This is a genomic window from Mesorhizobium sp. Cs1321R2N1, from assembly GCF_037179725.1.
In the GTDB taxonomy this organism is placed as follows: Bacteria; Pseudomonadota; Alphaproteobacteria; order Rhizobiales; family Rhizobiaceae; genus Mesorhizobium; species Mesorhizobium salmacidum.
In genome coordinates this window covers 1-12,231 of sequence record NZ_JAPYKP010000165.1, presented here as the reverse complement: position 1 = coordinate 12,231, position 12,231 = coordinate 1, and the positions used below count along the sequence as shown (strand labels likewise).

At 63.5% G+C, this 12,231-nt stretch carries 13 protein-coding genes; 6 read left to right on the top strand and 7 right to left on the bottom strand.

Annotation, left to right across the window (positions count from 1 at the left end; genetic code table 11):
• Positions 1–855: ABC transporter ATP-binding protein (locus tag O7A61_RS27970; protein WP_337132518.1), on the top strand; the 855-nt coding region annotated here is incomplete at its 5' end.
• Between the two features lie 43 nt (positions 856–898).
• Here O7A61_RS27970 and O7A61_RS27965 read toward each other — a convergent pair.
• The 6 genes from O7A61_RS27965 to tlpA form a co-directional block, all read right to left on the bottom strand.
• The gene (locus O7A61_RS27965; protein ID WP_337132517.1) at positions 899–1,708 is read right to left on the bottom strand and encodes a phosphodiesterase; all 810 of its coding nucleotides are present in this window, start codon (positions 1,706–1,708) and stop codon (positions 899–901) included.
• A 30-nt stretch (positions 1,709–1,738) separates the two neighbouring features.
• Positions 1,739–2,839 (bottom strand): sn-glycerol-3-phosphate import ATP-binding protein UgpC, encoded by a 1,101-nt coding sequence (locus O7A61_RS27960; RefSeq protein ID WP_337132516.1) that lies wholly within the window; start codon positions 2,837–2,839, stop codon positions 1,739–1,741.
• A gap of 14 nt (positions 2,840–2,853) precedes the next feature.
• Positions 2,854–3,768, bottom strand: a complete 915-nt coding sequence (locus tag O7A61_RS27955) for an ABC transporter permease subunit (RefSeq protein ID WP_337132515.1) — start codon at positions 3,766–3,768, stop codon at positions 2,854–2,856.
• 6 nt (positions 3,769–3,774) lie between these two features.
• Positions 3,775–4,659, bottom strand: coding sequence for a carbohydrate ABC transporter permease (locus tag O7A61_RS27950; protein WP_337132514.1), 885 nt, complete (start codon positions 4,657–4,659; stop codon positions 3,775–3,777).
• Positions 4,660–4,762: 103 nt separating this feature from the next.
• On the bottom strand, positions 4,763–6,115 hold the full coding sequence (locus O7A61_RS27945) for an extracellular solute-binding protein (RefSeq protein ID WP_337105259.1): 1,353 nt from the start codon (positions 6,113–6,115) through the stop codon (positions 4,763–4,765).
• 357 nt (positions 6,116–6,472) lie between these two features.
• The gene (gene tlpA / locus O7A61_RS27940; RefSeq protein WP_337132513.1) at positions 6,473–7,153 is read right to left on the bottom strand and encodes a thiol:disulfide interchange protein TlpA; all 681 of its coding nucleotides are present in this window, start codon (positions 7,151–7,153) and stop codon (positions 6,473–6,475) included.
• 37 nt (positions 7,154–7,190) lie between these two features.
• On the opposite strand from tlpA, the gene argH reads away from it, so the two are divergent.
• From argH to lysA, 3 genes are all read left to right on the top strand, one after another.
• Entirely contained in the window at positions 7,191–8,591 is a 1,401-nt protein-coding gene (argH, locus tag O7A61_RS27935; RefSeq protein WP_337132512.1) for an argininosuccinate lyase, read from the top strand.
• Positions 8,592–8,707: 116 nt separating this feature from the next.
• Positions 8,708–8,914, top strand: a complete 207-nt coding sequence (locus O7A61_RS27930; RefSeq protein ID WP_015315543.1) for a lipoprotein — start codon at positions 8,708–8,710, stop codon at positions 8,912–8,914.
• 69 nt (positions 8,915–8,983) lie between these two features.
• The gene (gene lysA, locus O7A61_RS27925) at positions 8,984–10,252 is read left to right on the top strand and encodes a diaminopimelate decarboxylase (RefSeq protein ID WP_337132511.1); all 1,269 of its coding nucleotides are present in this window, start codon (positions 8,984–8,986) and stop codon (positions 10,250–10,252) included.
• Between the two features lie 19 nt (positions 10,253–10,271).
• Here lysA and O7A61_RS27920 read toward each other — a convergent pair whose 3' ends face one another.
• Positions 10,272–10,574: an ArsR/SmtB family transcription factor gene (locus O7A61_RS27920; RefSeq protein WP_337132510.1), complete on the bottom strand. Its 303-nt coding sequence runs from the start codon at positions 10,572–10,574 to the stop codon at positions 10,272–10,274.
• 50 nt (positions 10,575–10,624) lie between these two features.
• Between O7A61_RS27920 and O7A61_RS27915 the strand changes: the two genes are divergently transcribed.
• Together O7A61_RS27915 and O7A61_RS27910 are read left to right on the top strand one after the other, a co-directional pair.
• Complete coding sequence (locus tag O7A61_RS27915; RefSeq protein WP_337132509.1) at positions 10,625–11,566, top strand: threonine/serine dehydratase; 942 nt, start codon at positions 10,625–10,627, stop codon at positions 11,564–11,566.
• Positions 11,567–11,779: 213 nt separating this feature from the next.
• Positions 11,780–12,231, top strand: a 452-nt coding sequence (locus O7A61_RS27910; RefSeq protein WP_337132508.1) for a DUF4175 family protein, incomplete at its 3' end; no start/stop codon positions are given.

Here is a 12,231-nt window from a genome sequence, read left to right as displayed (position 1 = left end):
CATCGCCGCGGCATTGGCCTGGTGGCGCAGGACGGCGCCCTGTTCCCGCATCTGACCATCTCGGACAATATCGGCTTCGGCATGGCACGGGACGACGACAAGCGCGCCGAGCGCATTATCGAACTTGCCTATATCGTTGGACTGGACAAGGCGATCCTCAAACGCCGTCCGCACGAGCTCTCCGGCGGCCAGCAGCAACGCGTGGCGCTAGCCCGCGCCATGGCGATGAAGCCGCGGCTGATGCTGCTCGACGAGCCGTTCTCGGCCCTCGACACCGGGCTGCGCGCCTCGATGCGCAAGGCGGTGGCCGAGCTTCTGGAAGGGGCCGGCATCACCACCATATTGGTGACGCACGACCAAGCCGAGGCGCTGTCCTTCGCCAGCCAGGTGGCGGTCATGCGCGACGGGAAATTTTCCCAGGTCGGCACGCCGCGCGAGCTTTATCTCAAGCCGAAGGACAGGATGATCGCCGAGTTCCTCGGCGATGCCATCATCCTGCCCGCGAGCATTTCGGGCGGCTTCGCCAGTTCGCCGCTGGGCCGCATCGCGGTCGACACGCCGGACAGCCGCGATGTCGCCCGCATCATGTTGCGGCCGGAGCAGATTGGGCTAAAACGCACCTCGCGCGAGGGCATGTCGGGCACACCAGACATGCCCTTCGGCGAGGTGACGGAATCGGAATTCGCCGGCTCGACATGCACGATCGCGGTGCGGCTCCTGAACAATTCCGATCCGCCGGACGCCGCCGCGATCGGCGGCACGCCGCTGATCCTGCGCAAATCCGGCATGGACGCGCCGGCGGTCGGCGAGATCGTGCGGCTGACCGTATCGGGCAAGGCGCACGTCTTCGCCTGAGCCCGAAGCCTGAAGGCGCTGAACCCCACGCGAAGTGGCCGGTTCACGCCGTGACGCGTTCGCCGGTTTCCGCTGAATAGATCGGCCATTGCTCGAGAAAATCGCAACCGTGCACGACCACGCACTCGTTGGCGCTGTCGATGAGGATGACGGCATAAGACGGCGGCGCCTGTTCGACGATCTCGCTCGATCGGTCGAGGGCAAGTTCGAACCGGGCATGCAGGCCCCGCTGCGCCGAGAACGGAATGCCGGCGACGGTTCCCGCGATGTCGCGATGGACATGGCCGAAGAAGATGTGGCGAACGTTATCATGGTCCCGGAGCAGGCCGAGCAACCGCTCGGGCTGCTGAAGCGCCAGCGGATCGAGCTGCGGCAGGCCGAGCGCGACCGGCGGATGATGCAGGAAAACGTAGGCGGGCCTGCCGCCTGATTGTTCCAGCCGGGCTTCGAGCCAGGCAAGCCGGCTGTCGCACAGTTCGCCCTCGATGCGTCCTTCCGCCAGGCAGTCGAGAAACAACAGCACTTCGTCGCCGGTATCATGGACCGACTGCACGAAGCCGTTTTTGTCGACCGGAACTTCGGGAAACGCAGCGATGAGATTGGCCCGCCGGTCATGATTGCCCGGCAGCAGCCTGAAGGGCATCGATAGCGCGCTCAGGGCAACGCGCAGATCGGCATAGCTCTGCCGCGCACCGGTCTCCGTCAGGTCGCCGGTGAAGACGCAAAGTGCTGCGTCGGCGTGATGCGCATTGATGTGCGCGATGCACTGATCGAGCCGCTGATGCAGGTCCGCCCCATAGCGGCGCTCACCTTGCCGGCCAAGATGCACATCGGTGACCTGGATGATTTTCATGTACGCCTCTTTGGCCGCGCGTTTCGGAAATCAAAGCGCCGGTTCGGGCACGGAAGCCTTGAAGACATCGAGACGGGCGCCTGTCTCCGACGAGAAGAAGTGCATGTCGTCCGGCGAGATCTTCAGGCCGACGGTGCTGCCGGGCTCGGGGTGAACGGCCTCCGGGGTCATCACCGAGAACGGCGCGCCGTCGAGGTCGACATAGATGACCCGGCCCGCGCCCAGTTCCTCGACCAGGTCGACAGTGGCGTCGAGCGCGCCGGCCGTGCCTGGTGCCACCAGCCGCACCGCTTCCGGCCGGATGCCCATCGCGACCTTCGTGCCGACCGGCAGGCCGGCGCGCGCCATGGCCAGGCGCCGGCTGCCGCCGAGCAGCGACAGCCCGTCGAGTTCGACCGTGCCTTCGAGGATGTTCATGGCCGGCGCGCCGACGAAAGTGGCGACGAAGCGGCTGGCCGGGCGGGTGTAGATTTCACCTGGCGTGCCGACCTGTTCGACCCGTCCGCCATTCATCACCACCAGCCGGTCGGCCAGCGTCATCGCCTCGACCTGATCGTGGGTGACGAAGACGGAGGTGGCATTCAGCCGGCGATGCAGCTTGCGGATCTCCGAGCGCATCTGCACGCGCAGCTTGGCGTCGAGATTGGACAGCGGCTCGTCGAACAGGAAGACTTTCGGCTCACGGATCATCGCGCGGCCCATGGCGACGCGCTGCCTCTGGCCACCCGAAAGCGCCATCGGCTTGCGATCGAGCAACTGCTCGAGCTCCAGCGTGCGCGCAACCGCCTGAATGCGCTGGTTGCGCTCGGCCGAGGGAACACCGGCGACCTTGAGCGAATAGCCGATGTTCTGGGCCACGCTCATATGTGGATAGAGCGCGTAATTCTGGAACACCATGGCGCAGCCGCGTTCACGCGGCTCGAGCTTGTTGACCACCGCGCCGTCGATGGCGATCGTGCCGTCGGAAATCTCTTCCAGCCCGGCAATCATCCTGAGCAGCGTGGACTTGCCGCAGCCGGACGGCCCGAGAATGACGACGAATTCGCCAGAGGCGAAGTCGAGATCGACGCCATGTACGACCTGCGTCTTGGCATAGTTCTTCTTGACGCCGCGTATTGCGATGGAGGCCATCTTGTGTCTCCTTGTTACTTCTCGGTGGCGATCAGGCCGCGCACGAACCAGCGTTGCATGAGCACCACGACGATCAGCGGCGGCAGCATGACGATAAGCGTTCCGGCCATGGCGATGTTCCATTCCGGAATGCCGCCGACATTGGGGATGAGTTGCTTAAGCTCGGTGACAGCCGTCGCGTGCGACTGGTCGGTGGTGATGAGCAGCGGCCACAGATACTGGTTCCAGGCCCACAGGAACATGATGGTGCCGAGTGCCGCCATGTTGTTGCGCGACAATGGCAGCAGGATATCGATGAAGAAACGCAGCGCGCCGGCACCGTCCATACGCGCCGCCTCGGTCAGCTCGTCCGGCACGGTCAGGAAGAACTGCCGGTAGAGGAAGGTGCCGGTGGCGGTGGCGATCAACGGCAGGATCAGTCCGGTGTAGGAATTGAGCAGCCCTAGGCTGAGCGAAACCTGCACGCCCGAGACCTTCTCGATCAGCCAGCTCAGCCCGGTGATGTCGAGGATGGTCTGGTAGGGCGACAGCACATTGGCGACGACCGCGTAGGTCGGCACGATGCGCACTTCCAGCGGCAGCATCAGCGTGACGAAGACCAGCCAGAAGATGAAGGTGCGGCCGGGATAGCGAAAATAGACGATCGAGAAGGCGGTCAGCGCCGAGATGATCACTTTGCCGGCCGCGACGCCGGCAGCCATGATGAAACTGTTGAGCAGCTTGGGGCCAAGGTCGGCCGTCGTCCAGGCCGTCTTGATGTTTGTCCAGAAGTCGCTGCCCGGCAGCAGCGACATCGGCACGTCGTTGACATCCCTAAGATTGTGCGACGCGGCCACGGCCACGACCACGAACGGCGCGATGCAAAGCACAAAGCCGACAAACAGGATCAGATGGGTGAAGAAGTTGAGGAACGGAGTGCGCTCGACCATTCAGTCTCACCTGTAGTGCACGCGCCGCTCGATGAAGCGGAACTGGAAAATGGTCAGCACCACGATGAGCAGCATCAAAATGATGCTCTGCGCGGCGGCGCCCGAATAGTCGAGGCCTTTGAAGCCATCGGAATAAATCTTGTAGACCATCAGATTGGTGGCGTTCGCCGGGCCGCCCGACGTCATGATGTCGACGATGCCGAACGAATCCTGGAAGCTCTCCGTGATGTTGATGACCAGCAGGAAGAAGATTGTCGGCGTGATCAGCGGGAACTGTATGTCCCGGAAACGCCTCATGACGCCGGAGCCGTCCATCGCGGCCGCTTCGATGAGGGAACGCGGGATGGCCTGGAACGCGGCGAGGAAGAAGATGAAGTTGTAGCCGACATATTTCCACGAGAAGGCGATGATGATCGAGGCCATGGCATCAGCGCCGTCGAGCCCGGGATCCCAGAAGCCGGGCCAGACTTGGTTGATCACGGCCATGAACCCAGCCTCCGGCGCTAGGATGAAACGGAACGCCATCGCCAGAGCCGGTGCGGCGATACCGTAAGGCCAGATCAGCACCACGCGATAGAAACGCGAGCCGGCAAGCTGGCGGTCGGTGAGCGCGGCGAGCACAAGCGCGACGAACATTGCAAGCCCGGTGCTGATGCCGGCAAAGACAAGGCTGGCGGTGATCGAGTTCCAGTAATCGGCGTTGGCCAGGATCGAGCGGAAATTGTCGAGCCCGACCCAGATGTTGCCGCCGCCCCAGGGCTGTTGCAGCGTCAGCGACCAGTATACGGCCTGGCCGGCAGGCCAGTAGAAGAACGTGAAGATCAGGAGGAGCTGCGGCACCGCGAAAAGGATGCCGATTGTCCAACTGCTGAAGGTAACGCGTTTTTCCATCGGTCCGCCGTGGCCGCGGAACGGCCAGCCCAAAGCAAGATAAGATTATATACGAAACGGCCGCCCGTCGAATCTCGGCGGGCGGCCTCGGCAATCTTCGAAATCAGGGCAGGGTCTTGCCCGGATAGGTCTGCTGGAAGCGGTCGAGGATGGCGTCGCCATTCTTGACCAGCGTGTCGAGGCCCTGCTGCACGCTGACCTTGTTGGCGAAGATCGCCTGCATCTGCGTGCCGAACTCGGCGCGGATCTGGGTGAAGTTGCCCAGGCGTATACCACGGGTGATTTCGGTCGGCTCCGACGCGGTCAGGCTGGCGATGGCGACTTCACGGCCCTTGTAGGGCGCCTTGTCGTAGAAGCCGGTGGACTTCATGTAGTCGAAGCCCGACTTGGTCACTGGGATGTAGCCGGTGTTGGTCGACCAGAACAAAGCGGTCTTGGGGTCGTGGATGAAGTTGAGGAACGCGGCCGCGCCCTTGTACTCAGCGTCCGACTTGCCGGAGAGCACCCACAGCGAAGCGCCGCCGACCAGCGAATTCTTGCGCTCGGTACCGGCATAGGCCGGCAGTTCGGCGACATCCCACTTCATGCCTTCCTTCTGTGTCTTGCCGACCGTGCCGTGATCGCCGACCGAGGTCATGATCACCTGGCAGGTGCCCGAGGCGAAGGCCTGAACCATATCCTGGCCGAGATCCTTGGACTTGATCTTGATCAGGCCGGCGTCATACCACTTCTTGAGATCGGTGACGTACTGGACGAACTTGGTCTTGTTGACTTCCAGACGCGCGTCGAGACCGTCATAGCCGTTGTTCTTGGTGGCGATCGGCTGGTTGTGGATGGCCGAGAACTGCTCCATCAGCTGCCAGCTTTCATTGGCCGAGATGTTGATCGCCATCGGGCATTCATAGCCGGCGTCCTTCATCGCCTGCAGGTCGGCGCCGACGTCTTCCCAGGTCTTGGGCGCCTCGGTCTTGCCGATCTTGGCGAAGGCGTCCTTGTTCCAGTACATCAGCGCGGTCGAGGAATTGAACGGGAAGGACAGCATCTCGCCCTTCGAGGTCGCGTAGTAGCGGGCGATGCCTGGGAAATAGTCGGCGTAGTCGATCTTGTAGCCGTTTTCTTCCATCAGCTTGTCGGCGGGCTTGTAGGCACCCGACAGCATCATCGTGGCGGTGCCGACGTCGTAGACCTGCACGACGGCGGGCTGTTTGCCGGCGCGGAAGGCGGCGATGGTATTCTGCAGCGTGGCGTCGTAATTGCCCTGGCTGGTGCAGACGACTTCATAATCCTTCTGCGAGGCGTTGAAGTTCTTGCACAGCGTGTCGACGACGCGGGCGAGGTCGCCCGACAGGCCGAACCAGAAGTCGAATTTTACCGGCTCCGCAAAGGCAGGAACCGCCAGCGCGGTGCTGAGCGCGCCTGCGGCAAGGGCAGCGAGGCCCCGCTTGATGATCGTCATGGTTTCTTCCCTCTTGAATGACTGTTGACAAGGGTCTTGCGCAAGTCCTTGCCCGCTCTCTTAGAGAAGGTATGTGACAGTTCTGTTGTGGCCTCCCGGGCCTGTGGACAGCTGGTCTTTCCTCCCCCTCGGCGGTGGCGCCGGCATGAAAACGTCACACCGGCGCCTTAGGTAGCTAGGGCGGCTCTCGAGGACGTAAAGGCCGTCATGGTTATCCGGCTAAAGGGATGATGAAATGCGGGTGGAGCAGCTGACGAGACCTGACCGCCGGCCACGGCAAGCGCATTGCGATGCGCACCGACCGCCAGAATGTCATGCTCATATTGCTCAAGCCGAGCGTTCACTCGGCCTGATTGCTCACGACCCGAGCGCCGTCTCGACCAACCGCTCGGCGTCGGGCCCCGACCATTCGGCCGGACCGTTCATATGGGCGATCAGGCAGCCTTCGCCATCGATCAGCATGGTGACGGGCAAGCCGAGCGCCAGACCGCGCGCCTTGAGGTCGTTGAACAGCGTCATCGTCGAATCCCGGTAGTAGCCGAGCGTGTGCACACCGGTATCAGCGAGAAACTTCTTCGGCTTCACATCGTCGCCGGCATCGACGTTGACGGCGACGACCTGAAAGGCGTCGCTGCCTTTCTCCTTTTGCAGCGCGTCGAGCGCCGGCATTTCGGCACGGCATGGCGCGCACCAAGTGGCCCACAGGTTGAGCAGCACCGTCTTGCCGGCATGGTCGGCGATCGTCATCGGCTTGCCGTCCGGGCCGTTGAAGGCGAGGCTCCTCATCGACTGCGGCGGATCGGCCGGCAAAAGTGCCGCGACCTCGCCGGTGGCCGCGGCCGCGATCTTCTTGGCGCGGTCGCTCTTGGCGGCGCAGGCGACGTCGTCCTTGCTGTCGCCCGCCGCCACTTGGGGCGCGGCGTTGTTGCCAGACCGGCTCTCGCTGACATATACCGCGACCGCGCCGGCCAGCGCTCCCGCCACCAGGGCGGCGAGGATCAGGCGCGGGGCCGGGAAAAATCTGTTTCCGTCTGCCATGTTCTCAAAACTGCTCCGAAGCACGGGTTTTATAGCCATGAGCGACAAGAAGACCAGCAACCAGATGTGGGGCGGACGATTTGCCTCGGGTCCGGCCGCGATCATGGAAGCGATCAACGCGTCGATCTCGTTCGACCGCAAACTCTATGCGCAGGACATAAGAGGCTCGATCGCCCATAGCGAGATGCTGGCGCAAACGGGCATTATTTCGGCGGCCGATCAAGAAAAAATCGCTCACGGGCTGAACACGATCCTGAAAGAGATCGAAGCCGGCAGCTTTGAGTTTTCGACGCGGCTGGAAGATATCCACATGAACGTCGAGGCCCGCCTCGCGGACCTTATCGGGTCGGTGGCCGGCCGGCTGCACACTGCCCGCTCGCGCAACGACCAGGTGGCTGTCGATCTGCGGCTCTGGGTCAAGGACGAATGCTTTCGTGTCGCCGAGGCGTTGAGAGGCTTGATCATGGCCCTCCTGGCGCGAGCCGAGGAACATGCGGCGACCGTCATGCCGGGCTTCACCCATATGCAGGCGGCGCAGCCGGTAACCTTCGGCCATCACTGCATGGCCTATGTCGAGATGTTCGCGCGCGACTTGTCGCGTGTGCGCGACGCCATCGAACGTATGGACGAGAGCCCGCTCGGTGCCGCGGCCCTTGCCGGCACCAGCTTCCCGATCGACCGCCATCAGACCGCCAGGGCGCTCGGTTTCCGCGAGCCGATGCGCAATTCGCTGGACAGCGTCTCCGACCGCGATTTCGCGCTGGAATTCCTCGCCATGGCCGCGATCTGCGCCACGCACTTGTCGCGGCTCGCGGAGGAAATCATCATCTGGTCGACGCCGCAATTCGGCTTCATCAGGCTGTCGGACAGCTTTTCCACCGGCTCCTCGATCATGCCGCAGAAAAAGAACCCCGACGCCGCCGAACTCGTGCGCGGCAAGACCGGCCGCGTCAACGGCCATCTGGTCGGCCTCCTGACGGTGATGAAGGGCATGCCTTTGACCTATGGCAAGGACATGCAGGAAGATAAGGAATCGGTGTTCGATGCCGCCGAGACGCTCGACCTGATGCTTGCCGCGATGACCGGCATGGTCTCGGACATGACGGTCAACGCGGCCGCGATGAAGAAGGCCGCCGGCTCCGGTCACGCCACCGCCACCGACCTCGCCGACTGGCTGGTGCGCAGTTTGGGTTTGCCGTTCCGCGAGGCGCATCATGTCACCGGCCGCGCGGTGGCGCTGGCCGAAGACAAGAAGGTTAGCCTGGAGAAGCTTTCGCTGGAGGATCTGCAATCGATCAACCCCGGCATCACACCGGACATATTCTCGGTGCTGGCGGTGCAGAACTCGGTCAAGAGCCGCACCAGCTTCGGCGGCACCGCGCCATCGGAAGTGCGCAAGCAGATACGCGCCTGGAAGAAGCGCATCGCCAGGGCGTGATGCCGGACATTGCGACCGGCAATATCCCGATATTGCGATCAGCAATATGCGGGGTGCAATACGCTGAGAACTCGGCTAAAAGCGGCGGCTGGCAAACGTTTCGGACGGATGGATCGATGACCGGAAGCAGGATTTTGGTAACGCTGACGCTGCTTGCGGCGCTTGCCTCCGTGACCGCCTGCGGCCGCAAGGCCGGTCTCGACACGCCCTACGAGGCGGCCGTCCAGGCACGCAAGGATGCCGAAAAAGCCCACCAGCCCGTGCCGCCGGAACCGGAAAAACCGGTCGTGGACAAGAAGTTCATCCTCGACCCGTTGATCTAGCTCCGATGAAGGCGGGATTGGTCTTTCCAAACCCGATCGCATCGTGCCCCAACTTCCGGAACCACTCTCGTGAACCATTTCGACTACCGCGACGGCGTGCTGCATGCCGAGGACGTGGCGATCCCTGATATCGCCGCACAAGTCGGCACGCCGTTCTACTGTTATTCGACGGCGACCCTGACCAGGCACTACCGTGTCTTCGTCAAGGCCTTTGCCGGGCTCGACACGCTGGTCTGCTACGCCATGAAGGCCAATTCCAACCAGGCGGTGCTGCGGACCCTGGCCAAGCTCGGCGCCGGCGCCGACGTGGTCTCGGAAGGCGAATTGCGCCGGGCACTGGCCGCCGGCGTCCCGCCCAGCAAGATCCTGTTCTCCGGTGTTGGCAAGACGGCGCGTGAAATGGACTTTGCGCTCGAAGCCGGCATTCTCTGCTTCAACGTCGAATCCGAGCCGGAACTCGAACTCCTGTCGGCCCGCGCCTCGGCTCTCGGCAAGGTGGCGCCGGTCTCGCTGCGCATCAATCCCGATGTCGATGCCAGGACCCACAAGAAGATCTCAACCGGCAAGGCCGAGAACAAGTTCGGCATTCCGTGGCAGCGTGCGCGTCAGGTCTATGCCCGCGCGGCAACGCTTCCCGGCATCAAGATCACCGGCATCGATACCCATATCGGCAGCCAGATCACAGAACTGCAGCCTTTCGACGACGCCTTCGCCCTGCTGGTCGACCTGGTCGGCGCGCTGCGCGGCGACGGCCACGCCATCGAGCATATCGACCTCGGCGGCGGCCTCGGCATTCCCTACCGGGTCGACAACAACCCGCCCCCCTTGCCCGACGCTTATGCCCAGATCGTCCGCAAGCATGTCACCAAATTGGGTCTGAAGGTGATGTTCGAGCCAGGCCGATTGATCGTCGGCAATGCCGGCATCCTGGTCTCGGAAGTGATTTTCGTGAAGGAAGGCGACGCCAAGAACTTCCTCGTCGTCGACGCCGCCATGAACGACCTGATCCGGCCGACGCTCTACGATGCCTTCCATGACATCAAGCCGGTCGTGCAGCCGCCTGCCGACACGCCGCGCATGATGGTCGACGTGGTCGGCCAGGTCTGCGAGACCGGTGACTATCTCGGCCTCGATCGCGACCTGCCCCGGCTGAAGGCGGGCGATCTGGTTGCCGTTTCCACCGCCGGCGCCTACGGCGCGGTCCAGGCCGGCACCTACAACACCCGCCTGCTGGTGCCGGAGGTGCTGGTCGACGGCGACCGTTTCCATGTCGTGCGTCCGCGGCTGACCTATGACGAGCTGATCGGGCTGGATTCGGTGCCAGACTGGCTTGCATAAAAGCCGCCTGGCCGCGACGCTATAACCGGTTCTGGATGAGCGCCCTTGCGTCGGCGATCCTGTCCTCGTCGCGGCGGTAGAAGGTCCATTGCTTGATGCGCTTGGTTTTGAGCAGGCCCGCCTGGGTAAGCACACGCATATGCTCGGAAAGCGTCGCCTGCGTAATGCCGAGCTTCTCGGCGATCAGCAGCGCGCAGACGCCGTCCTCGACCAGATCGCCATCCGCCTGTCCCCGGAAATGCGCACGCGGATCCTTGAGCCAGTCGAGAATCTGCAGCCTGCGTCCGTTGGCGATCGCCTTGAAGACATCAACCTCTTGCATTTAGCTATTTTGCCAAGTTACTAATTACTGTCAATCCCGAGGAGATCTTGATGTCGCAGGACAACACCATCACACGCGAACGCATTGCCGCGATGGAACCGCGCATCCGCCCTTATGTCAGGCACACGCCGGTGCTGCGCGTCGACATGGCCGACTTCGACCGGCCGCCATTGGCGGTCGACCTCAAGCTCGAATGCCTGCAGCATTCCGGATCGTTCAAGGCGCGCGGAGCCTTCACCAACCTTCTGGAGCGGCCGGTTCCCGAGGCCGGCGTCGTCGCCGCGTCGGGCGGCAATCATGGCGCCGCTGTCGCCTATGCCGCCATGCGGCTTGGCCACAAGGCGACCATCTTCGTTCCCGAAGTGAGCCCGCAGGCCAAGCTCGACCGCATTCGCGGCTATGGCGCCGACCTCGTCGTCGGCGGCGCCCGCTATGCCGAGGCGCTGGCCGCCAGCGAACGTTTCGCTGAGGAAACCGGCGCCTTGCAGATCCACGCCTTCAACCAGGAGGAAACACTGATCGGCCAGGGCACTCTCGGGCTTGAGATCGAAAACGATCTGCCTGAGATCGACACGCTGCTGGTTGCCGTCGGTGGTGGTGGCCTGATCGGCGGCGTCGCCGCCTGGTACGCCGGCCGTATCCGCATCGTCGCCGTAGAGCCCGAGGGCGCGCCGACGCTGCATCGCGCCTTCGAGGCCGGCCATCCGGTCGACGCGCCGGCCGAAGGCATTGCCGCCGATTCGCTGGCGCCGAAGCGCGTCGGCGAAATGATGTTCCCGATCGCCGAAGCCTTCGTCGAACGCTCCATCCTGGTCAGCGACGACGACATCATCGCCGCCCAGAAGGCGCTCTGGAACAGCGTGCGCATCATCTCGGAACCAGGTGGCGCCGCCGCCTTCGCCGCGATCCTGTCCGGCCGCTACACGCCGGCGCCAGGCGAACGGATCGCCGTGCTGGTCTGTGGCGCCAACGCGAACCCCGCTAATTTCTGATTGCAACCAATTCGGCCGGCTTCACGTTTTCTCAAACTGCCTCGCCTTTGCCGTGTTTGCTGGTATTCTTCGAGTCGTGAGGCTTGGGCTATCCCGCGCCGCCTCGCAGCATGATCCCCGAAAGTGGAGTCCGGTTTTCGGAACAGATCATGCTCAAAGAGATAGAGCCCCATTCCGGTCCTTTCAAGGCGGAACAGGCTCTAGGAAGGGCCGATGACGCAACGACCCATCTTCAGCAACGATCGCGGCCTGGCCGGACGCCTTGCCTTGAGCCGGCTGGCGACGCGTGTCGCGATGACCGTCGAGCGCGGCTGGCCGCTGTTGCTCCCGCTCACGGTTATTGCCAGCCTGTTCCTCAGCGTCTCCTGGTTCGGTATTTTCCCTCGGCTGCCGGATGTGGCGCGCATCGCCCTTATCGCCGTTTTCGGCCTGGCAGGGCTGGCCGCGCTTTATCCGCTGCGCTTTTTCCGCATGCCTGGCGCCACCGAGGTCGATCGTCGCATCGAGGCCGCCAACAGATTGCTGCACAGCCCGGTACAGGTGCAGAGCGACCGGCCCAGCGGCCAGGAAAGCAGTTTCTCGCAGGCGCTCTGGCGCGAGCACCAGAAGCGCATGGCTGGAAAGCTCGGCAGTCTCGGCGCCGACCTGCCGCGCGCGCCCGTGCC